Source organism: uncultured Exiguobacterium sp. (assembly GCF_964277885.1).
GTDB lineage: Bacteria > Bacillota > Bacilli > Exiguobacteriales > Exiguobacteriaceae > Exiguobacterium_A.
On record NZ_CAXYJR010000005.1, the window covers coordinates 814,176 to 834,648 of the forward strand.

Annotated in this window: 25 protein-coding genes; 22 read left to right on the forward strand and 3 right to left on the reverse strand. The window is 46.4% G+C overall.

All coding sequences use genetic code 11. The features are described 5' to 3' along the window. The 5 genes from ACHWTJ_RS05755 to ACHWTJ_RS05775 all read left to right on the forward strand — a co-directional run bounded on the left by ACHWTJ_RS05755 (position 1) and on the right by ACHWTJ_RS05775 (position 2,729). Positions 1-330, forward strand: a complete 330-nt coding sequence (locus ACHWTJ_RS05755) for a cytochrome C oxidase subunit IV family protein (protein ID WP_294740697.1) — start codon at positions 1-3, stop codon at positions 328-330. A 131-nt stretch (positions 331-461) separates the two neighbouring features. Beyond that, on the forward strand, positions 462-1,367 hold the full coding sequence (gene ctaG, locus ACHWTJ_RS05760; RefSeq protein ID WP_294740700.1) for a cytochrome c oxidase assembly factor CtaG: 906 nt from the start codon (positions 462-464) through the stop codon (positions 1,365-1,367). 18 nt (positions 1,368-1,385) lie between these two features. Further along, on the forward strand, positions 1,386-1,847 hold the full coding sequence (locus ACHWTJ_RS05765; RefSeq protein ID WP_290751586.1) for a DUF420 domain-containing protein: 462 nt from the start codon (positions 1,386-1,388) through the stop codon (positions 1,845-1,847). Positions 1,848-1,859: 12 nt separating this feature from the next. Beyond that, complete coding sequence (locus ACHWTJ_RS05770; RefSeq protein WP_294740704.1) at positions 1,860-2,465, forward strand: SCO family protein; 606 nt, start codon at positions 1,860-1,862, stop codon at positions 2,463-2,465. Positions 2,466-2,471: 6 nt separating this feature from the next. After that, complete coding sequence (locus ACHWTJ_RS05775; protein WP_294740706.1) at positions 2,472-2,729, forward strand: hypothetical protein; 258 nt, start codon at positions 2,472-2,474, stop codon at positions 2,727-2,729. A gap of 142 nt (positions 2,730-2,871) precedes the next feature. Here the strand turns inward: ACHWTJ_RS05775 and ACHWTJ_RS05780 are convergent, their stop codons facing one another. After that, the gene (locus ACHWTJ_RS05780) at positions 2,872-3,222 is read right to left on the reverse strand and encodes a YugN family protein (protein ID WP_035406760.1); all 351 of its coding nucleotides are present in this window, start codon (positions 3,220-3,222) and stop codon (positions 2,872-2,874) included. 110 nt (positions 3,223-3,332) lie between these two features. After that, positions 3,333-4,109, reverse strand: coding sequence for a RimK family alpha-L-glutamate ligase (locus ACHWTJ_RS05785; RefSeq protein WP_294745531.1), 777 nt, complete (start codon positions 4,107-4,109; stop codon positions 3,333-3,335). Positions 4,110-4,201: 92 nt separating this feature from the next. Here ACHWTJ_RS05785 and ACHWTJ_RS05790 point away from each other — a divergent pair, with 92 nt between their 5' ends. Genes ACHWTJ_RS05790 through ACHWTJ_RS05810 form a run of 5 tightly spaced genes read left to right on the forward strand, consistent with a single transcriptional unit; the run spans position 4,202 to position 7,038 of the window. Beyond that, on the forward strand, positions 4,202-4,642 hold the full coding sequence (locus ACHWTJ_RS05790) for a YlbF family regulator (RefSeq protein ID WP_214859713.1): 441 nt from the start codon (positions 4,202-4,204) through the stop codon (positions 4,640-4,642). Between the two features lie 24 nt (positions 4,643-4,666). After that, on the forward strand, positions 4,667-4,924 hold the full coding sequence (locus tag ACHWTJ_RS05795; RefSeq protein WP_023468818.1) for a YlbG family protein: 258 nt from the start codon (positions 4,667-4,669) through the stop codon (positions 4,922-4,924). 46 nt (positions 4,925-4,970) lie between these two features. Further along, positions 4,971-5,552, forward strand: a complete 582-nt coding sequence (gene rsmD, locus ACHWTJ_RS05800) for a 16S rRNA (guanine(966)-N(2))-methyltransferase RsmD (protein ID WP_294745534.1) — start codon at positions 4,971-4,973, stop codon at positions 5,550-5,552. Beyond that, positions 5,549-6,040 carry a pantetheine-phosphate adenylyltransferase gene (coaD, locus tag ACHWTJ_RS05805; protein WP_294740712.1) on the forward strand — a complete coding sequence of 164 codons (492 nt, stop codon included), beginning with the start codon at positions 5,549-5,551 and terminating at the stop codon, positions 6,038-6,040. The genes rsmD and coaD overlap by 4 nt, the downstream gene beginning before the upstream one ends. Next, on the forward strand, positions 6,040-7,038 hold the full coding sequence (locus ACHWTJ_RS05810; RefSeq protein WP_294740714.1) for a SepM family pheromone-processing serine protease: 999 nt from the start codon (positions 6,040-6,042) through the stop codon (positions 7,036-7,038). The genes coaD and ACHWTJ_RS05810 overlap by 1 nt, the downstream gene beginning before the upstream one ends. On the opposite strand, the gene ACHWTJ_RS05815 is transcribed toward ACHWTJ_RS05810, so the two are convergent. After that, positions 7,011-8,162 carry a nucleotidyltransferase family protein gene (locus tag ACHWTJ_RS05815; RefSeq protein ID WP_294745537.1) on the reverse strand — a complete coding sequence of 384 codons (1,152 nt, stop codon included), beginning with the start codon at positions 8,160-8,162 and terminating at the stop codon, positions 7,011-7,013. The genes ACHWTJ_RS05810 and ACHWTJ_RS05815 overlap by 28 nt on opposite strands. A gap of 156 nt (positions 8,163-8,318) precedes the next feature. On the opposite strand from ACHWTJ_RS05815, the gene ACHWTJ_RS05820 reads away from it, so the two are divergent. The 12 genes from ACHWTJ_RS05820 to murG all read left to right on the forward strand — a co-directional run bounded on the left by ACHWTJ_RS05820 (position 8,319) and on the right by murG (position 20,420). Beyond that, positions 8,319-8,843 (forward strand): DUF177 domain-containing protein, encoded by a 525-nt coding sequence (locus tag ACHWTJ_RS05820; protein ID WP_023468813.1) that lies wholly within the window; start codon positions 8,319-8,321, stop codon positions 8,841-8,843. Between the two features lie 46 nt (positions 8,844-8,889). Next, entirely contained in the window at positions 8,890-9,063 is a 174-nt protein-coding gene (gene rpmF / locus ACHWTJ_RS05825) for a 50S ribosomal protein L32 (RefSeq protein WP_012370841.1), read from the forward strand. A gap of 83 nt (positions 9,064-9,146) precedes the next feature. Further along, positions 9,147-9,956, forward strand: coding sequence for a ketopantoate reductase family protein (locus ACHWTJ_RS05830; protein WP_394679252.1), 810 nt, complete (start codon positions 9,147-9,149; stop codon positions 9,954-9,956). Then, a complete protein-coding gene (locus tag ACHWTJ_RS05835; RefSeq protein WP_294740733.1) occupies positions 9,953-10,309 on the forward strand; it encodes a DUF3397 domain-containing protein in 357 nt (118 codons plus the stop codon). Before ACHWTJ_RS05830 ends, ACHWTJ_RS05835 begins: the two co-directional genes overlap by 4 nt. 29 nt (positions 10,310-10,338) lie before the next feature. Then, on the forward strand, positions 10,339-11,901 hold the full coding sequence (gene bshC, locus ACHWTJ_RS05840; protein ID WP_394679253.1) for a bacillithiol biosynthesis cysteine-adding enzyme BshC: 1,563 nt from the start codon (positions 10,339-10,341) through the stop codon (positions 11,899-11,901). Positions 11,902-12,062: 161 nt separating this feature from the next. After that, on the forward strand, positions 12,063-13,001 hold the full coding sequence (gene rsmH / locus ACHWTJ_RS05845) for a 16S rRNA (cytosine(1402)-N(4))-methyltransferase RsmH (protein WP_035396712.1): 939 nt from the start codon (positions 12,063-12,065) through the stop codon (positions 12,999-13,001). Between the two features lie 13 nt (positions 13,002-13,014). Then, positions 13,015-13,401 (forward strand): cell division protein FtsL, encoded by a 387-nt coding sequence (gene ftsL, locus ACHWTJ_RS05850; RefSeq protein ID WP_023468808.1) that lies wholly within the window; start codon positions 13,015-13,017, stop codon positions 13,399-13,401. A gap of 122 nt (positions 13,402-13,523) precedes the next feature. Next, a complete protein-coding gene (locus ACHWTJ_RS05855) occupies positions 13,524-15,536 on the forward strand; it encodes a penicillin-binding protein (protein WP_294740737.1) in 2,013 nt (670 codons plus the stop codon). A 108-nt stretch (positions 15,537-15,644) separates the two neighbouring features. Then, positions 15,645-16,964 (forward strand): UDP-N-acetylmuramoyl-tripeptide--D-alanyl-D-alanine ligase, encoded by a 1,320-nt coding sequence (gene murF / locus ACHWTJ_RS05860; protein ID WP_294740740.1) that lies wholly within the window; start codon positions 15,645-15,647, stop codon positions 16,962-16,964. Between the two features lie 22 nt (positions 16,965-16,986). Continuing rightward, entirely contained in the window at positions 16,987-17,949 is a 963-nt protein-coding gene (mraY, locus tag ACHWTJ_RS05865) for a phospho-N-acetylmuramoyl-pentapeptide-transferase (RefSeq protein ID WP_294740741.1), read from the forward strand. Between the two features lie 33 nt (positions 17,950-17,982). After that, a complete protein-coding gene (murD, locus tag ACHWTJ_RS05870) occupies positions 17,983-19,329 on the forward strand; it encodes a UDP-N-acetylmuramoyl-L-alanine--D-glutamate ligase (RefSeq protein ID WP_294740743.1) in 1,347 nt (448 codons plus the stop codon). Continuing rightward, positions 19,326-20,420: an undecaprenyldiphospho-muramoylpentapeptide beta-N-acetylglucosaminyltransferase gene (gene murG / locus ACHWTJ_RS05875; RefSeq protein WP_294745554.1), complete on the forward strand. Its 1,095-nt coding sequence runs from the start codon at positions 19,326-19,328 to the stop codon at positions 20,418-20,420. The genes murD and murG overlap by 4 nt, the downstream gene beginning before the upstream one ends. Positions 20,421-20,473: the final 53 nt, after the last annotated feature.

Here is a 20,473-nt window from a genome sequence, read left to right on the forward strand (position 1 = left end):
ATGGAAAAACACGAACCGCAATTAACACGCAATCAAGTCGAACTCGAAATGAAAGCAGAACGTGGTCGTGAGACTCAACTGCAACTCATCAGTTTCGCACTCATGATTTTCTTGACGCTTATCGCTTTCGGTGCTGTTATGGCAGATCTCATGCCTCACTGGGCAGCTGGTGGCTTCCTGATCATCATGGCAATCGTTCAAGTTTATCTCCAGCTTTATATGTTCATGCACATGAACAATAAAGGCAACACATGGATTAAAGTCATGATGGGTCTTGGCGTATTCGTCGCCTTGACGATCGTCGCGACGCTCCGTCTGTTGATCTGGTAAGAAATGTGACCATTCTGCTAACGTTTAGCAGGATGGTCTTTTATTTTGGAATCGTTTTATGAGAAACCTTTACAATGAAATAGGGGAACGGTAATCTTAGTTTGTAAGAGAAAGGAACGGGGTGAAGAAAAATGTTAGGCAATTTAAGGGGAGCACTTTCGCAATTTGATTGGACTATCTTATGGAGTCCGTATTATGCGTTGATACTCATTGGATTGTATATTCTATATGCTGTCGTGACAGAAAAGCTGCGTCGTCCGGATGAGCCGGAAACAACGCTCGGGCAAAAATTTTCTATGCTTGCGGCATTAATCGTTTTTTACATCGGTTTTGGAAGTCCATTAGACTTGCTAGCGCATATCACTTTCTCAGCACATATGTTGCAGATGGTGTTCGTCTACATGGTCGCACCGCCGCTCTTGTTGATTGCGATACCAGAGTGGCTTTATAAGCGCTTGTTCAATATCCCGTATCTTGGGAAGATTCTTCGTTTCTTCGTCAAGCCGTTGATTGCACTTGTCGTTTTTAATGCCTTGTTTACGTTCTATCATATGCCATTTATTTTTGATTATGTCTTGACGAACTATACCGTCCACCGTCTGTTTCATGGAACCCTGATTTTCTTGAGCATGACGATGTGGTATCCGATCATCGCACCTGTCAACGAAGACGACAGTTTATCTGACTTGAAGAAGATGGTCTATATCGTCGCGAACGGTGTCTTATTAACACCAGCATGTGCGTTCATGATCTTCAGTCAAAGTTTTCAGTATCAAGCCTATCAAGATCCGGCAACATTCGCGAAAGTACTCGCCTATTGTATGCCGAACAATGATTTGAGCGGATTGAACTTGGAACGATTGCTTGGAACGACTGATGACTTACTAGAGGATCAACGCTTCGGCGGTGTCCTTATGAAGCTCGGTCAAGAACTCGTATATGGTCTATTCTTCGGATTGACCTTCTTTACATGGGTACGCCGTTCGAAAAGTACTGCCGTGGATGAAGGTATGTCCTTCACACCCAAAGCGGATTAAATTGGAGGAAGTTGGAACATGAGTTATTTGCCGTTGATTTGTGTATCGCTGATTGTCATCAGCGCGATTTTTGTAGCGATTGGCTGGTTCTTGATTGCCCAGACACGTCGCAACATGAAAGCTCACCAAACCGTGATGACGATCGCTGCTGCACTTGCCTTACTGTTTTTCATCATGTACGCTTTGCGGACAATTTTGCTGGGTAATACAGCATTTGGCGGTCCTGCATCCGTCAAACCATACTATACAGGATTCTTGATTTTCCACATCCTACTTGCGACATCAGGTGGGGTGCTTGGGCTGATGGCGCTCTATCATGCCTACAAGAAGAACTTTGCGCGTCACCGTAAAATCGGACCAGTTGCTTCGATCATTTGGTTTTTGACGGCAATCACGGGCGTCATCGTCTACTGCTTGTTATATGTCGTCTACGATCCAGGTGAGACGACGAACGTATTCCGGGCGATCTGGAGTCATTAAGGGGGAGCCAACTTGAAAAAGAATAGTTATTTGACGGTCGCTGCCGTTGTCCTCATCTTAGTTGCGGCAGCAGGGGGATATTATTATTTCTTCATGAAAGAAAAGTTACCTGTCATCGCGGAGCCGACACCATTTGAATTAACGAATGCCGTAGACGGTAAGTCGTTCAACTCGGAAGATGGAAAGGTCAAGGTGTTGACATTCTTCTATTCGAATTGTCCTGATATTTGTCCGTTGACGCTAAATGATTATCGAAAACTTGAGAAAAAGCTTCGGAGTGAAGAGTTGTACGGAAGTGACGTCGAACTCGTCGCAGTGACAGTTGATCCGAAAGTCGATACACCGAAAGTCTTAAAAACGTATGCTTCGAACTTTGAAGCAGATGCCAAAGGATGGAGAGTACTGACAGGAGATCCGGTCGTCATCGATCGTCTGACACGTCAGTTGAACTTCTATTATTCAAAAGCAGAAAGCGGCTTAGTGACGCACGGAACGCAAATGTTCATTTTAGACCGTGAAAATAAAGTACGGGCCATCTCATCGATGGCGAAGACACCGGACGAACCGGTTGATTTGGAAGAAGTCATGTCTTCGGTCACACAATTAGCGAAGGAGTGAAGGAAGATGACTTATGAAGATTACATGCAAGGAGATGTGACCGTCTCTGTTCAAGCGATCGAAGAGTTACTTGCTTGTGCGATCGAGGATTACGGGGTCCATCACTCCCGAATCAAACGGATGGACCGAGAAGAGATTGCATTTAGTGTGAAGGTGGATGCTCCAGCGACATCACTGCATGCGCTCTATCAACACGTCCGTCAACAACTTGGAATTCAGCTCGGAGATGACGTCGTATCTTACGTACAATTCGTCGCGCGTTAAAACGAAACAAACGAACGCCTTGTGACACCATACAGATAGGCGATGAGTCGATGACTTCGTAAGTAATACGAGGTTCATCGACTTTTTTCATGGGGAAAAAGATAAAAAAATAGAGGTCCCGACTGGAACCTCTGCATGTAGCTTATTTTTCAAGTGTTTCAAGGAGTGCCGCTAAACGACGCTCACAGTCTTTGACGATTTCCGGAGGGAACGTCTCATCATACTCGACACCGTGTGGATAGTAATGCTTTCCAAGAAGCGGTGTCATCATACGGACGACAGCGTGACGGTCTTCGATCTCGCCTTGGATCGCATAGACTGGAACACGAAGGTAGAATACTTCACCTGTTGATTGTTTTTCGTATTTCATGTCGTACATCGCACGCTCGTAATCCCACTGTCCTTCGCGGACGAAACGGTGATGATCCATGATTGTTTCGAGAAGACCGAACTTGAGTTCCTTGCCTTCAATACCATATTGTTCAAACTTCATGCTTGAATCCCCCTATACCCCAGTTTGCTAGTAGATACTAGTCTTTCCAAACTATCATACCATAATGAATGAAACGGTGACGTAAAAGTTGTGAAGTCATTTTGAAGAATTCATGAACTTCCATATTTTCGTTCGACGTATTCAAGAATCGTGTCCGGTGCATGGATACCGAGGTGGTTGAGTCCTTCGCCACCGAAGAAGACGTTGAACTCGAGAACGTACCATTGTCCGTCACGAATGATGAGATCAAAACCAGCATGATCGATATCGAGCTGTTTCGCGAGCGCGAGCACGAAATCAATCGCATCTTGTGGGACGTCATCAAAATCAAGGACGCCACCTTGAGCGACATTATTTAAGAACTGTGCGCCGCCGACACGCCAGTACGCAGCGAGGACTTGATCACCGACGACGACGACACGCAAATCCTTTTCGTTCGGGATGTACTCCTGAATATAGAACGTCTCGTGTGTGTCCGTGTATTTCTTCCAGTCTGTTTCATTTTTGATGAGATGGACACCTTGTCCCATGGAGCTACGGACTGTCTTCGCAACGAACGGAAACGAGAATTCACGTAAGACACGTTCGACGGTGAATTCATTTTTTCCATAGATGCCGGTCCGAGGGATGTTATCCGGAATGACGGTTTGAAAAATCCGCGTCATCTCGATCTTGTCATGCCCCAGATGGAACGTGGCGGCAGACGGGAAAATCGGCTTTTTCATCCCGTAGATGATTGAGTGGATTTGCCAGTATTCGGGGAACAGGACGACATCCGCCTGTTCAATCTTTTTTAAGGAATCAAAGTGATAATCTGACTTAGCATGTTCCGTCTTGATTCCGATCGTCCGGAACATATTAAAAGAGAGCAGTTGCATAAAGTTCATTCCTTCCTTCTGAACAAATTATACACAATTCAACGGGCTAGGAGGGAGAGAAATGTTATGATAAGATGGTAAAGTTAAGGAGGAGATTCGTTGTGATATATACCGATAAGACGATTGACCTCATCAACGCAGCGGAAGACCTCATTCGATCTCTCGCTCAAAGTGAAACGGGGCAAGCATATAGATGTGCGAAACAAGCACAGCAAGAGTCAACAGAGGCACAGGCTGTCATTCGCGATTTTCATCAAGTCAAGGAGGACTACGAACTCGTACAACGATTCGGACGGTATCATCCTGACTATCAGACGATCACGAAAAAGGTCCATGAAGTCAAACGGCGACTTGATTTACAAGAGGAAGTCGCGCAGTTTAAAAAGGCGGAAAAACAACTCGAAACGTTACTCGGACAAATCAGTCTGAAGCTCGCTGGAGAAGTATCGCCGCAAATTAAAGTACCGACGGGAAATCCTTTCTTCGATCAAGGATGCGCTGGAGGTTGTTCGACCGGTGGCAGCTGTAGCTGTAGCGGATAACGAAGGTGAAGGGGGTAGGCTGGCGTGATCAAGGAACGAGTGGGACTCATCGTCTATGTCAATGCGATGAAAGCATCCCGTCAATTACGCCGTTACGGGAACGTCTACTTTACGTCTAAACGTGAACGATACGTTCATCTGTATGTCGATTTAGATCAGCATGAACAGGTAATGGAAGTCATTTCGACTCTCCCGTTCGTCGAATCGATCAAACGTTCAGAACGACCGTTCATCACGGAGACGTTCGCGAACAAAAAAGGTAAAATGCCAGAAGAAGCATAATCCATGGAGCGATGAGGACATCCTCGTCGCTTCTTTGTTGAAAGGAATGAAGGAAATGCGAGTCATTTCAGGGGAACGGAAAGGTACACGATTAAAAGCAGTGCCAGGGGATCAAACACGACCGACGACGGATAAAGTAAAAGAATCATTATTCAACGTCATCGGTCCTTATTTCAACGGAGGACGAGCGCTTGATTTGTTTGCGGGGAGCGGAGGTCTTGGTATCGAGTCTCTGTCAAGAGGATGCGATGAGGCAGTGTTCGTCGACCAACACCATAAAGCGATCCAAACGATCCAAGATAATTTACGAACGACGCGCTATACGGACCAAGCACGTGTTTTAAAAAAAGATGTAGCGATCGCTTTAACGGAACTCGCATCTGAAGAGCCGTTTAAGTTGATTTATCTAGACCCTCCCTATGCAAAAGAGCGATTGACGGAACATGTCACGTACATAGAGCAACACGATATGCTAACGGACAATGGTGTCATCGTCTGTGAACATGACTCTGCGGTTGTATTACCGGACCGGATTGGACGGCTAGAGGTCGTTCGTCGACTTCGTTATTCCGCTGTCATCTCAATCACGTTATACGAATTCATGGAAGCGGAGGAAGACCACGTATGAAACGAATCGCCATTTGCCCAGGTAGCTTTGATCCGATCACGAACGGACATTTAGACATCATCGAGCGTGCCGTTCCAATTTTTGATGAGATCATCGTTGCTGTACTGAATAATTCTTCAAAGCAACCGCTCTTTTCTGTCGAGGAACGGATGGAGTTGATCGCTGATGTGACATCGCACCTACCTCAAATCAAAGTCGATTCCTTTAATGGATTGCTTGTCGATTACGCGGCGGAAGTCGGTGCAACCGCGATTGTACGCGGTCTACGAGCAGTTTCGGATTTTGAATACGAAATGCAAGTCGCATCCATCAACAAAAAGATGAACGATCAAATCGAGACACTGTTCATGATGACGAACAATCAATATTCCTTTTTGAGTTCTTCGATCGTCAAGGAAGCGGCTAAATACGGTGCTTCCGTCGCTGATCTCGTGCCACCTTCTGTAGAAGAGGCGCTACGTCAGAAATATACGAAAGGAGAACTATAATGAAAGCTTGGAAACCGGCCTTAGCAGCGGTCATCGCGGCCCTGCTCGTATTCTTCGTGCCACTTCCCTATTTCATCTCCTATCCAGGTGATGCGACATCGACGGAAGATTTGATTGATGTGTCTGGGGGCGACAAGGAACCAGGAGATTTGATGATGTTGACGATCGCTCAGCGTCGGGCAACCCCTTATTTCCTCGTAGAAAGCCTCTTCCTGCCGTTTTCTGAAACATCTAGTGTAAGTGATTATTTGTACGACGGTGAGTCAGACGCACAGTATGAAACACGTCAGAAGCTATACATGGAAGAAGCGCAGCATAACGCTACGATAGAGGCATACGAATTAGCGGATAAAAAAGTCGATGTCGACTTTAAAGGAGTCTACGTTTCCGGTGTCATTCCAGGAGGTCCAGCCGAAGGAAAACTGAAGGCTGGGGACCGAATCACGGGTGTCGACGGAAAACCGATTACGTCGTTTGACGGATTCATGAAGACGATTCAATCAAAAAAAGCAAAAACAGCCGTTCCGATTCAATTCTCGCGTAAATCGGAAATCAAGAAGACGACAATTCGGGTGGATCAGTTATCGAAAGAAGTCAAACGAGTCGGGCTCGGTATTTATGAACCATTACCGATTTCTAACGTAACGACAGATCCTGAAATCGAATTTCGGGTTGAAGATGTCGGTGGTCCTTCTGCTGGGATGATGTTCACGCTTGAAATCTATGATCAATTGACGCCAGGTGATTTGGCGAAAGGACATAAGATTGCCGGTACGGGGACAATTGAAGAAGGCGGAAAGGTTGGGCCAATCGGTGGAGCGTGGCAAAAGGTCGTCGCTGCTGACGAGGCGGAAGCAGAAATCATGTTCGTGCCAGCAGGAGAAAACTACAAAGAAGCTAAACCATCCATCAAAAAACTCGGAACGAACATGAAGCTCGTTCCGATCAAAACGGTTGAAGATGCGATTGATTATTTGGAAGAACTTCCAGCGAAATAAGGAAAGCGGCGGTGTTCGAGCAACGCGTCGTAGCGAGCCAAGGGCAGTGCGTATGCAGCTGTGACTTGGCTTTCTTTCGTTAGCCAAGGATGATTCGTGAACGTACTGAAAACAGGGACACGCGTTTTGATGTTCTTAAGTGCCAGTCGTCCTCGTTCTGAAAAAGCGAGGGGGCGAACGAAACCAACATGGTCATAATCAATCCGTGCGACCTCCTCTGCTGTCGTTGAAGTCAACAGATAGATAAGGGCACGCTGCAGACTCGTACGCGTATAACGGCGTGTTTTGACGTAATCTAAAAAGAAATCGAATGTCTCTGCTTGTTTGGCACCTTCGATGAGACGAGGAGCTAATGAATCGTCAATTCCGGCGATTCGTATCAACTCGGATAGAGGAGTCGTCAATAGACGTTGGCGAATCCATGGATAATAGTGCGAAAAATGAGCGAAAGAGGCGTTTGTTAGGACGTTCTCCGTCTGTTCGGGAAGTCCGAGTAGCTGACCATGTGTTTGGTAATGGGCGCGTATCGCAGTGGCACTCATGATATCTCCGGTTGATAGATCATGATAGCCACTTCCAATCCGTTTCGTCGTGTGAAGCAATAGATTCTTTGTGGCGCGAGCATAATAATAACCGAGTGTATTGTTCGGTTGCGTCAAGTCAAGCGTCTGCGAGACACGCTTGAACGCTTGACTGGCAGCGTGAGCGGAAGAAAGCCCTACTGTTAATCCGTCGCGTAACGCTTGCTTGTACGCAGTCGTTTCTTCAATCTGTTCCGCTGCTGCATGCAGAAAAGGTTGGATATCACCACATTCGCTTCCGAACGAAAGCGACTCACAACCAATCGTCTCAGCAATCGTTACCCCACCGAGCGCAAAACGATCCGCGCGTTGTACGGCAAAATAAAAAGGAAGTTCGAGAACGAGATCAACGGCACCACTTGCGACTGCTGCTTGAGCACGTGTCCATTTGTCCGTAAAGGCGGGCTCACCACGCTGCATGAACGTCCCACTCATGATGGCGACTATGATGTCGGCATCGGTTTCCCGTCGTGCTGTCGTCGCTTGATAATAGTGTCCGTTATGAAACGGATTGTACTCTGAAATGATAGCTGTCATCCTCATGAAAACTTTCTCCTTTGCAAACCGAAATAAGTGCGGTAATATGGATAAAGACGTCCAAAAGTGTTCGTTCTCTAGCGATTTCAGTGTAAAGAAAAAACATTGACAAAACAAGATGTCCTCTCTATAATTCATATTGTTGCAATTGAGGTGATTCGGATGAAATGGTCCCTGATGCAATTGAATAAATTGCGCAATCTGGGTCAACTTCAGGTTAACGAGACGATCGAGCTCAATGAGCTAGTCGCCCTCCATCCGGATATCCGGGCGGTGCAACCTGTGCACGTTCGTGCAAATGCATCGTTTACATCGAATCAATTAATATTCAATCTTCGGATCACTGGCGAAATGACGCTTCCGGATGCCCGGACGCTAAATGACGTCGCTTATCCATTCGAGATTGAATCCATCGAGCCATTCCTGCTCGAGGTCGATGCTGTTTCGAACGAAGCAGATGACATCAACGTACCGATCGGGAATACGGTCGATCTTCGACCGCTCGTGCAAGAATTGATTTTACTTCATGTGCCAGTGCAAGTGCATGGGGATGATGAAGAGAATCAGTTGGTTGAGGGGGAAGGCTGGACGATTCTTTCTGAAGAAGATCCAGAGGAAACCGAACCAAAAATCGATCCGCGACTCGCGGGTCTCGCTCAGTTCTTTAAAAAAGATCAGGATTCCTGATTTCTGAAGTAAAGGCGAGTGTATTTTTTCAAGGAGGTGGACAACGATGGCAGTACCATTCCGCAGAACGTCGAAAACACGCAAACGTCTTCGCCGTACTCATTTCAAACTCCGTGTACCAGGTATGGTCGAGTGCCCAAACTGTGGTGAAATGAAACTTTCACACCGTGTTTGTAAAGCATGTGGCTCGTACAAAGGTAAAGAAATCGTCAGCAAATAAGCTGATTGATCGGTATAAAAGCGACCTTCGAATCGAGAAATCGGTTTTAAGGTCGTTTTTTTCATGAAAGGGGATATGACTAGATGAATGTTGGAATCATTGGCGCGGGTGCCATCGGGTTGTTGCTTGCCTCTTATTTATCGGAAGAGCATGCAGTCACGCTTTATGTGCGACGAGAACAAGAAGAGGAACGACCGATCATTCGCGATGGACAAGCGAGTCGTCTCGTACGGATCCGGAAGATTGATCGGCTCGAGTCAGAAGACTTGGTGTTTGTCGCGACAAAGTCGTATGATATAAAAAGTGTGATTCCATTCCTTAAACGGCTGACGTGTCCCGTCATGTTCCTGCAAAATGGAATGGATCATTTGAAATGGAAAAAGCAATTGCCTCATGTCTTATTCGGTGTAGTCGAACATGGTGCCATGCGCACTGCGCCGTTTGAAGTCCAGCATACTGGACAAGGACGTATTCGCTACGGAAATCAAGAGGTAGCGAACTTGTCGTCAAAACAGCTCCGTTTTGAATTCGAATCGGATATGGAAGCGGTCTTGTTGACGAAGCTGTTCATCAACGTCGTCATCAATCCAGTGACGGCTTATTACGGTGTCGAGAATGGGTTCTTGCTAGAGATGCCTTATCGACAAGAAGCACGTCAATTGTTTGACGAAATGCAGACGATTTTTCCGAATCATAGCATTACTTATTCTGAAATCGAGCGAATCATGAAGAGCACGAGTAAAAATCGTTCTTCGATGTTACGAGATCTTGAGCACGGACGACAGACAGAAGTGGAACCGATACTTGGATATGCGTTACGTCAGGCAACGACTGCGACGCCACGTTTATCTTTTTATTATGAACAGATCAAACAGAGGGAGGGTCCGCAGTGACGGTCTTCATCATTTTTCCTTTATTCAGCCTGATTGCGTTGTATCTCGTTTTTTTACTTCTGTTTCGAAAACACGGGAAGGCCGTTCGATTTGCACTCGACTTCGGGACGTTCATCGTTCTGTATGCCATTCATGTCGCATTGATTGCCTTAACTGGAACAAACTACTTAGGGTGGATCGTCATCGTCGTGTTGTTGGTGTTTGCGTTAAACGCGCTCTGGCAACGGATTCGACAACTTGATGTCGATTTAAGACAAATGATTCGGCATAGTTGGAGGATCATTATCTTACTGGCATTACCCGTCCATTTCGTGTTGTTCGTGCTCGGTATACGTCAACTGTTCATTAGCTGACGAGTTAGGTAAGAAAGAAGGGATTTTGTTTGAAGGTACAACCATTTGAAGCCTTATATGATGACAACTCGTTAATGCATCGTGCTTCACGAGAAGAATTCTTAACATATGTCGATCACCTCGGAACGAGTGGTTTAGCGTCGAGAAGCCGCTTGCTTGAAGAACGCCGCTATCCGCATCTTGCAGCGCTGACAGACGAACTCGAACGCCAAAATCCAAATATGACGGAGCGTTTGCGGGAGCGTGTCGCGAAGCTTCGGACGGGTGAGGCACAAGCCGTGATTACAGGACAACAAACTGGTATTTTTGGCGGACCATTATATGCTATCTATAAATTGTTGACCTGTCTTAAGGTCGCGCAGCAGGCGGAAGTGACACTTGATCGTCCTGTCGTTCCGATTTTTTGGCTCGCGACCGAAGACCACGACTTTGATGAGATCAATCATGTATATGTTCCGACAGCAGATTTTCAAACACGAAAAATCGCAGTCGCTCCTGCTGAAACGATTGCCCGCTCGGTCAGTCGATTGTCCTTTGATCAAGCAGCACTTCTTGAAATCATCGAAGAGACGTTCCGAGCGATGCCGGAGACGGTGCATACGAAACGATTAGTTACGCGTCTGAAGCAACTCGTTGAAGCATGTACATCGTACGGGATGTTTTTCTCACAATTGATTGGTGAATTGATCGATTTTGATGTCGTCTTCTTTGATGCGGACACACATTTTGTCCGTGAACTCGAGATTCCGTTCTTTGAACGGTTGATTCAAGACAATGCGGAATTTAGACGAGCATTAACAGATGGTATTTCACAGACGCAAGAGTTACCAGATACATTCTTGAACGAGGAAGCGGCGCATCTTTTCGTCGATGATCACGGTCGTCAGTTACTTTATCCGACAGCAAGTGGATTTGAGACGAAACAAGGGAAGCAGTATACGGAGCTTGAGTTGATCGCATTACTATACGCCAGTCCGGAACGTTTCTCCAACAGTGTCGTCACGCGTCCATTGATGCAGGATTACCTGTTCCCGACGCTTGCCTATATCGGTGGTCCGGGAGAATTAGCGTACTGGACACGCTTACGACCGCTCTTTCATCACCTGAAGTGGACGATGCCGTTGTTGATTCCTCGCATGGGCGGATTACTAGTGCGCCATAGCGATGAAAAACGGCTGAAGAAGCTCGGCGTATCACTTGAAGAAATCGTTCGGTCAGGCGTTCCGATTCCGGTCTATTCGGAAGAACAGATGACAGGGCACCTGCAGACGGCAGCGATGCTAAAAGATAGTTTCGTATCTGAATTCCTTTCGCTTGAACATCAGTTACTGCGAACTTCGAGTAAGAGTGAGAAAATCAAGAAACAACTCGAACAATCGATTGCTAGTCTGTTAGTAGAAGATCGACGTCAGTTCGATCGACAAACACGGCAATATAAAGAGACGGCTTACCATCTCCTTCCTGATGGAGCACCACAAGAACGGATTCATTCCATCCTACCGTGGTTGAATTATCATGGGCCTGATTTTGTTCGGGACTTAAGGAACGCCTATGAGGCGAATGAGACTGAACAACTGAAGATTTTCCTTTAAACCTGCTGAAACTAGCAGGTTTTTTTGATTTTTTAGCGAAAATTACACAAAAGTTAAATAAATCAAGGAAACTGTCTCATTTTCGTAACGTTTTCACGAGAGAATGTGATACATTGAAAAAGAGTAACGTCCTTCAAGGACAGTGAAAGGTGAGGCAGGACATGTTTGAGCATGAAACGGTATTGAAATGGGAGTCAATCGAAGGACTCGCGATTAAACCCGACGGTATTTATGTCGATTGTACATTAGGTGGAGCAGGACATAGCGAAGAAATCGTCAAGCAACTGACGACAGGTCATCTATACGCATTTGACCAAGATGATGTCGCCCTCGCTCATGCAGCAGAACGTCTCGCGGCGTATGAAGGTCGCTTTACTTTAATAAAGAGTAATTTTGCTTATTTAAAAGAGCAGTTAGCAGCACATGGCGTCGAGAAAGTGGACGGCATCTTATTCGATCTCGGTGTCTCTTCACCACAATTAGACGAAGGGGAACGGGGATTTAGTTACAATCACGACGCACGTCTCGACATGCGCATGGATCAATCTTCTCCACTTTCTGCCTACGAAGTTGTCAATGAGTGGTCGTACAATGATCTCGTACGTATCTTCTTTACATACGGGGAAGAGAAATTCTCAAAACAGATTGCGCGTAAAATCGAAAAAGCGCGGGAAGAGCGACCGATCGAAACGACATTTGAACTCGTCGAATTGATCAAGGATGCGATTCCGGCACCAGCACGACGTAAAGGTGGTCACCCTGCGAAACGGACGTTCCAAGCAATCCGGATTGCCGTCAATGATGAACTGAATGTCTTTGACCGTGCGGTACACCAAGCAATCGATTTATTACGGGTCGGTGGACGTCTATGTGTCATTACGTTCCATTCACTTGAAGATCGTATGTGTAAACAAGCAATTAAAGAAAAATCATCACTACCCGAGCTTCCACCGGGTTTACCGATGATACCGGTCGAAATGGAGCCGGAACTCCGGCTCGTCACACGCAAGCCGATTACGGCTGGTGTTGAAGAGCTCGATGATAACCGTCGCGCCCGATCGGCAAAATTACGAGTTGCTGAAAAAATGAAAGAAACTTGAGAGGAGCATTCCAATGGCAGAACCACTTCGTAAATCGGTCCAAACGGTTCAACCCGTTCGTCAACAACCTGTTCAGGAACCACGGAAGACGGAAGATATCGCGCGTCGCGTCGCCGTCCGTCCGAAGTATCGCTTGTATCCCTTTGAAAAATTCTTATACAGCGCGATGATTGGTGGTCTTGTGTTATTTGGGAGTTTGACGATCAGTACGCACAACGAAGCGTATAATGTCAGTCGTGATTTAGCGAAAGAAAATCAAGTCACACAGTCACTCAAAAAAGAAAATGAACGTTTACAACTAGAGGTCACGAACTTAAGCTCTCCGGAACGGATTTATAAGATTGCAAAAGAGCAGGGTCTTGATATGCGTAAAGGGAATATCAAGGTGATTCCTAAATGAATCCACTGAAAAAATCCCGTTGGAGAGTAGCCTTTATCATGATGATATTTGCTACTCTCTTTTTTGTGTTCATTGGCCGATTTTTATACTTGGCGACAACTAAACAATTCCATGGGGAGGACATGATCGCCTATGCTGAGAAAAAGCGATGGGAGTCGCAGGAAACGCTTGGAGCAGAGCGTGGTGAGATTTTTGATCGTCTCGGTTCCCCGATTGCGATCAACGTCCCATCGTATCACCTAATCGGTATTTACCGATTAGGTGGCGTAAAAGATCCGGACGAGACAATCATTGACTTTAAAAAGACGGCTGAAGGTCTTGCACCGATTCTTGGAATGACAACGAAGGAATTAGAGACGTATTTGATTGAGAACAAAGACCGTTCTCAAATCGAATTCGGAAAAAAAGGAAATGATTTAACGCTCGATCAAAAAGAGAAGATCGACAAGTTGAAACTCCCTGGAATCCGGATGATCGAAGAACCAAAACGATACTACCCGAACGGTATCTTTTTGTCCGATACACTCGGATTCGTCCAAAAGATCACGGAGGAGAATGGTCGTGTCGCTTTACAAGGACAGATGGGAATCGAAAAACAGTATGATCATGCCTTGAGCGAATCTTACGGAGCACGTGTCTTCGAGAAAGACCGGAGCGGTAATCCGTTGATCCAAGGTTCGTCGCGTGTCTCGAATGAACCGAAGGACGGATCGAACCTCTATTTGACGATCGATCATCGCATTCAACAGTCGCTCGAGAAACAGATGCAAAAAATGTACAACACATATAAGCCGAAAAATGCGACAGGAATTGTCATGGATGCGAAGACTGGTGAAATTCTTGCTATGGCGGATCGTCCATCGTTCAACCCGAACTTACGTGACATGAAGGATTTCACGAATTTTGCTGTTTCCTCCCGATTCGAACCTGGTTCGACGATGAAGATTTTCACGCTCGCAGCAGCGATTGACGCGGGAGTCTTCCGTCCGAACGAAATGTATAAATCGGGTAGCTATAATTATAAAGGAACGGTCATCAAGGATTACAATGATGTCGGTTGGGGAACGATTCCGATGATCGAGGGTGTATACCACTCCTCGAACGTCATGTTCTCAAAGTTGACGGCGGAAAAAATAGGAATCGAACGATATAAAGAATACTTTAAGAAGTTTCATTTTGACCAACGAACGGGTATAGACATCTCGGGAGAAGTAAATAGTCAATCTGATTTGTCAAAACCGTTGAATGCGCTCATCACCTCATGGGGACAATCAACTGCGGTCACACCAATGCAATTGCTCCAAGGGGCGACGGCAATTGCTGGTGACGGTGAAATGGTCAAACCGCATATCATCCAAAAGGCGGACCATACGGATAAAGCGCCGTACCGGGCGAAAACGGAAGTCGTCGGTAAGCCGATTTCAGCCGAAGCAGCAAAAGCGACGCGGGATGCACTTGACGGTGTCGTCAACAGTAAAATCGGAACCGGTCAAATGTACAAGTTAAAAGACTACCGTGTCATCGGTAAGACCGGTACAGCTCAAATTTCTGAGAATGGAAAGTATATTCAAGGGCAGTTCATTCACTCATTCATCGGTATGGCTCCAAAAGATGATCCGGAATTAATCATGTACATTGCGGTCGATCGTCCATCAAAAAGTGAATCATCGGTTTCAGGACCCCTCATCATGAGCCCGGTATTCAAAAGTGTCATGAATACGGCTTTGCAGTACCGAAGCATTCAACCGGAGACGCAAAAAGACTCAGTGGATGTTAAAGCGAAGATCACACCGAGCTACATCAAGAAGAGTACTCGACAAGCGACGGAGTTGGCTAAAGAACAAGAGGCTGTTCCGATCATCCTTGGGGATGGGGCAGAAGTTGTTTCGCAGATCCCATCTCGTGGTCAAGAGTTCGTCAGCGGAGAGCGTGTCTTGCTGAAGACTGCGAACACATTCAAGATGCCGAATTTGACGGGATGGTCGCAACGAGACGTTAAGAAACTCGTCAGCTTATATGATTTGAAGCTCGACGTCATCGGTAAAGGTTTTGTAACCAAACAATCAGCTCGAACTGGTACACTAGTGAAGGAAAATGGAAAGTTAACGGTCGAACTAGCTGAACCTAAAGAATAACGGTGGAGCAAATTTCCTGATTTTTACAGGAAGACGAGGACGAACAGGAGTCATTCGTTGACTTTTGCATTCGTCCTCTTTTGCTGTCATCAAATGGAGGTATATATCATGTTAACAATTACGCAAATTGCTGAGTGGTTACATCTCGATGTCAAAGACGACCGTGTCGTCCGCCACTTCGCAACGGATTCACGCGCGCAACTTGAAGACGGTCTCTATGTTCCGATTCAAGGAGCACGCGTCGATGGACATCGATTCCTTGAAGGTGCAAAAAAACAAGGAGCGATCGTCACCTTATGGAAGAGAGGCATTGATCGACCAGATATCGACGTCGTTTTCTTAGAAGTCGATGAACCGCTGGTTGCCTTGCAACAGATCGCAAAGCAGTACTTAATGCAGGTTGCGCCAAAAGTCGTTGCCATCACTGGATCAAATGGGAAGACATCAACGAAGGATATGGTTGAAAGTGTACTCAAGACGACCTTCAAGACACATAAGACACAAGGAAACTTCAATTCAGATATCGGAATGCCATTAACGATTCTCATGATGCCGGCTGATACGGAAGTCGCTGTGCTTGAGATGGGAATGAACGGTTTTGGCGATATCGAATTCTTGTCGAATCTTGCTGAACCAGATATCGCACTCGTCACGAACATCGGCGAATCACATGCGGAGCAAGTCGGTGGACGCAGTGGTATCGCTAAAGCGAAGCTTGAGATACAATCTGGCCTTAAACCGGGAGGTCATTTGTTTATTGATGGGGATGAATCACTTCTCGCAGAAGTCGAAGCGGAAAAGATTGGCTATCAAATCGGAAATACGTACCGGATCGAGACGACGGAGGCGACATTTTTCGGAACAGCCTTTACTTACGATGGTACGGCCTTTCATCTACCAGTCTTAGGAAAACACCAAGTCCGAAATGCAGCGTACGCAATTGCGACAGCGCGCGCACTTGGCGTGACGGATGCCCGTATTCAGGAAGGATTCGACGCGGTTGAACTAACACCGATGCGAATGGAACGACTACTCTTCGAGGAGACGGCGGTCATTAACGATGCGTATAACGCAAGTCCGACATCAATGAATGCAGCGATTGAGACGATCACTGCACTAGATGGGTATACGACGCGCGTTCTCGTTCTCGGCGATATGTATGAATTAGGGGACCAAGAGCGCTTGTTACATGCCTCGGTCGGAAAGCGGATTGCGTTACCGATCTCGCATGCTATCCTAGTAGGGGAGAAAGGCGCATGGATTGCTGAAGGAATCAGCGACCCATCCGTCCAAATCCAATTCGCGGCAACCGTCGAGGATGCTGCAAAACGATTGCGTTCGCTGCTTGGAGAACGAACGATCGTCTTGTTGAAAGCGTCACGTGGGATGGCGCTCGAACGGATATTGACCTATCTGAACGAAAACTAATTTTTGAAAAAGGGTGTCTGCTATGATCACATTATTCATCAGTCTTATTCTTGCATTTCTTGTTGTACTACTTGTCATGCCAAAGGCGATTCCATTTCTACACCGATTGAAGTTCGGTCAGGAAATTCGGGAAGAGGGACCCCAGTGGCATCAAGTCAAATCGGGAACGCCAACGATGGGTGGGATCGTCATTCTCGTCGCGATGATCGTCAGTGTTCTTGGTGCGATCGTCATGGGCGATCTATCGACGACTCAATTATCGTTACTGTTTTTAACACTTGCGTATGGCGTCATCGGCTTCATTGATGATTACATCAAAGTCGTCAAGAAACGTAACCTTGGTCTGAATTCGAAACAAAAATTAATTGGACAAATCGTCGTCGGATTGTTATTCGTCTGGTTGAGCGGTGGATTCACGAGTGACGCGACGTATCTATCGATTCCATTTACCGATTTTGAGCTTGATTTCGGAATCATCTATCCGTTCGTTGCCTTGTTCTGGTTAGTCGGTTTCTCAAATGCAGTCAACTTGACGGACGGGTTGGACGGTCTTGTATCATTCACAGCGATTCCAACATTCCTCTTCTTCGGATTATACAGTTGGTTTATCGCAGATGAAGTAGGCGCTGCTTGTTTTGCTTTCTCAGCAGTCGGTGCATTGATCGGCTTCCTGTTATTCAATGCGCACCCAGCGAAGATCTTCATGGGAGATACAGGATCTCTTGCACTCGGTGCTGCACTAGCAGGTCTATCGATCGTCTTAAAACTGGAATTACTACTCGTCTTAATCGGTATCGTTTTCGTTGTTGAGACATTATCCGTCATTCTACAAGTCATCTCCTTTAAGACGACAGGGAAACGAATTTTCAAAATGAGTCCAATTCACCACCACTTCGAAATGGTCGGGTGGAGCGAATGGCGGATCGTCGGTACATTCGCAGGAATCAGCTGTTTGATGGCATTCATCGCCTATCTATTCGTGTAATAAAAAAGAAGAGAGAAAGTGAGCGATTCAACAATGGAACAACGACAATGGAATGATCAAAAAGTGCTCGTTCTCGGAACGGCGAAAAGTGGCATCGCAGCCGCTCGGTATTTAGCGAGTGTTGGTGCAGAGGTAACGGTCAATGATGGGAAAACGCCGTCCGAGAGTGATCAAGCGACGCTTGCATCACTTGATGTTAAGACGGTTTATGGTGAGCATCCGCTCACACTACTCGACGACATCGATTTGATCGTCAAGAATCCAGGGATTCCGTATCACATCGATCTGCTACAAGAAGCGCTACGACGTGACATTCCGGTTTGGACAGAGGTAGAACTGGCGTATCAAGCAACCGATGCGACGTGGATTGCCATCACAGGATCGAACGGGAAAACGACGACGACAACGCTTGTCCATGAGTTGTTGAAAACCGGTAAGCGACGTGTACATTTGGCAGGAAACATTGGATTCCCGGCAATTGAAATCGCATGTCAGGCGAAACAGGACGATATCATCGTCATTGAATTATCAAGTTTTCAATTGATGGGGATCGAGCAGTTCCGACCATATACGGCAGCCTTTTTGAATTTATCACCGGCACATTTGGATTATCATGGTAATTTTGAATCGTATGGCGAAGCGAAAGCCCGGATATTTAAGAACATGAAAGAAACGGATCGTCTTGTCTTGAATGCCGATGATGCGTCCGTCAATGCGCTCGGAAAGGCTGCTGAAGTAACGCCACTCTTGTTCTCTCGTCGTCAATCGGCGTATGCAGAAGTCATGAACGATACGTTGACAATCAATGGGACGAGTATCTTACCTGTTAGTGAACTTGCTCTTGGTGGTGGGCATAATGTCGAGAACGTTCTCGCCGCCTTAACACTCGTCGAACCGTTTAACCTAGCATTATCTGACGTTCAACATGTTCTAAGGACGTTTGGTGGTGTAGAGCACCGGACACAGTTCATCGGTGAAATTGCTGGTCGAAAAGTCTATAACGACTCGAAAGCGACGAATAACGTCGCAACGGAAGCAGCGTTGTCAGGATTTACGGCACCCATCATCTGGTTGTGTGGCGGACTCGAACGTGGAGCGGATTTGACCCCGCTACTTGATGCAATGAAGCATGTCAAACATGTCATCGGACTTGGTGAGACGGGGCATCGTTTCGGAACGCTTGCTTTAGAGAACGGTTATTCAGCAACGGTCGTAGAAACGATGGATGAAGCCGTGAAAGTAGCGTTTGAAGTATCGCAACCCGGCGACATCATTTTGCTGTCACCAGCATCCGCAAGTTGGGATCAATACAAGACATATGAAGAACGCGGCAATCATTTCGTTCGTGCCGTACATGAAGTAGGAGGAACAACAGTATGAAAATCGTCGTCTCTGGAGGCGGTACTGGTGGACATATCTATCCGGCACTCGCTATGATTCGAGAACTTGAACAACGCATGCCATGTGAGGTTCTCTATATCGGAACAGAAAATGGTCTTGAGGCGGATATCGTACGTCGGGCAGGAATTCCATTTGAATCGATCGAAATTTCCGGAATTCGTCGTTCGTTATCTTTTGAAAACGTCAAGACAGGTATTCGTTTCGTCAAGAGCGTTCGTCGTGTTCGTCGACTACTGCGCCAGTTCCAACCGGATATCGTCGTCGGTACAGGTGGGTTCGTCTGTGGACCTGTACTGTATACGGCAGCAAAAATGGGTTTTAAGACACTTGTCCATGAACAAAACAGCTTACCTGGTATCACGAATAAATTCTTAGCGCGTTATGTGGATCGTGTCGCACTATCTTTCAAAGGCTCCGGACATCACTTCGGTAAGAATGAGACAAAGACGATTCTGATCGGAAATCCACGCGCTTCTGAAGTAGCGGAGTTACAGATTGATCCACTCGAAGAACGTCGGCGATTCGGTTTCGAAGAAGGACGTCCACTCGTTGTCATTTACGGTGGAAGCCGTGGTGCACCTGCCATCAACGAAGCAGTCGTCGATATGATGCCCAAAGTCGAACAAGCAGGCTGGTCGCTCCTCTTCGTTACAGGTCAAATCCATTTTGATACGATTGTTTCACGCGTCGGTTCCGTACCAGAACGTATTCAACTTCGCCCATTCGTATATGATTTACCGAACATCTTAAAAGCAAGTCAACTCGTCATTTCGCGATCGGGTGCAAGTACGTTGGCGGAATTGACGACGCTTGGTTTACCGAGTGTTCTTATTCCGAGTCCTTACGTGACGGAAAATCATCAAGAAGTCAATGCCTCATCGCTCGTTGAGACAGGTGCAAGTCTATTGATTCGTGAACAAGAGCTGACAGGGGATCGGTTATTTGAGGCATGTGAACAGGCATTAGCGCAACAACAAAAGATGTCTGAAGCAGCACTTTCACTCGGTATGCCGAACGCTTCGCGAGATTTAGTCGATGAATTGTTACGGCTGACTGGACAAAAAAACTAAACTATTGCAGGAAAAGACCGATAGGGGAATGAACTGTTACGTATAGAGGGGGA

What these genes read in the sequence shown, in the direction of transcription:
- ACHWTJ_RS05755 (WP_294740697.1), top strand. Translation starts at nt 1, where the DNA reads ATGGAAAAACACGAACCGCAATTAACACGCAATCAAGTCGAACTCGAA.
- ctaG (WP_294740700.1), top strand. Translation starts at nt 462, where the DNA reads ATGTTAGGCAATTTAAGGGGAGCACTTTCGCAATTTGATTGGACTATC.
- ACHWTJ_RS05765 (WP_290751586.1), top strand. Translation starts at nt 1,386, where the DNA reads ATGAGTTATTTGCCGTTGATTTGTGTATCGCTGATTGTCATCAGCGCG.
- ACHWTJ_RS05775 (WP_294740706.1), top strand. Translation starts at nt 2,472, where the DNA reads ATGACTTATGAAGATTACATGCAAGGAGATGTGACCGTCTCTGTTCAA.
- ACHWTJ_RS05780 (WP_035406760.1), bottom strand. Translation starts at nt 3,222, where the DNA reads ATGAAGTTTGAACAATATGGTATTGAAGGCAAGGAACTCAAGTTCGGT.
- ACHWTJ_RS05785 (WP_294745531.1), bottom strand. Translation starts at nt 4,109, where the DNA reads ATGAACTTTATGCAACTGCTCTCTTTTAATATGTTCCGGACGATCGGA.
- rsmD (WP_294745534.1), top strand. Translation starts at nt 4,971, where the DNA reads ATGAAGGAAATGCGAGTCATTTCAGGGGAACGGAAAGGTACACGATTA.
- coaD (WP_294740712.1), top strand. Translation starts at nt 5,549, where the DNA reads ATGAAACGAATCGCCATTTGCCCAGGTAGCTTTGATCCGATCACGAAC.
- ACHWTJ_RS05810 (WP_294740714.1), top strand. Translation starts at nt 6,040, where the DNA reads ATGAAAGCTTGGAAACCGGCCTTAGCAGCGGTCATCGCGGCCCTGCTC.
- ACHWTJ_RS05815 (WP_294745537.1), bottom strand. Translation starts at nt 8,162, where the DNA reads ATGAGGATGACAGCTATCATTTCAGAGTACAATCCGTTTCATAACGGA.
- ACHWTJ_RS05820 (WP_023468813.1), top strand. Translation starts at nt 8,319, where the DNA reads ATGAAATGGTCCCTGATGCAATTGAATAAATTGCGCAATCTGGGTCAA.
- rpmF (WP_012370841.1), top strand. Translation starts at nt 8,890, where the DNA reads ATGGCAGTACCATTCCGCAGAACGTCGAAAACACGCAAACGTCTTCGC.
- ACHWTJ_RS05830 (WP_394679252.1), top strand. Translation starts at nt 9,147, where the DNA reads ATGAATGTTGGAATCATTGGCGCGGGTGCCATCGGGTTGTTGCTTGCC.
- rsmH (WP_035396712.1), top strand. Translation starts at nt 12,063, where the DNA reads ATGTTTGAGCATGAAACGGTATTGAAATGGGAGTCAATCGAAGGACTC.
- ftsL (WP_023468808.1), top strand. Translation starts at nt 13,015, where the DNA reads ATGGCAGAACCACTTCGTAAATCGGTCCAAACGGTTCAACCCGTTCGT.
- ACHWTJ_RS05855 (WP_294740737.1), top strand. Translation starts at nt 13,524, where the DNA reads ATGATCGCCTATGCTGAGAAAAAGCGATGGGAGTCGCAGGAAACGCTT.
- murF (WP_294740740.1), top strand. Translation starts at nt 15,645, where the DNA reads ATGTTAACAATTACGCAAATTGCTGAGTGGTTACATCTCGATGTCAAA.
- mraY (WP_294740741.1), top strand. Translation starts at nt 16,987, where the DNA reads ATGATCACATTATTCATCAGTCTTATTCTTGCATTTCTTGTTGTACTA.
- murD (WP_294740743.1), top strand. Translation starts at nt 17,983, where the DNA reads ATGGAACAACGACAATGGAATGATCAAAAAGTGCTCGTTCTCGGAACG.
- murG (WP_294745554.1), top strand. Translation starts at nt 19,326, where the DNA reads ATGAAAATCGTCGTCTCTGGAGGCGGTACTGGTGGACATATCTATCCG.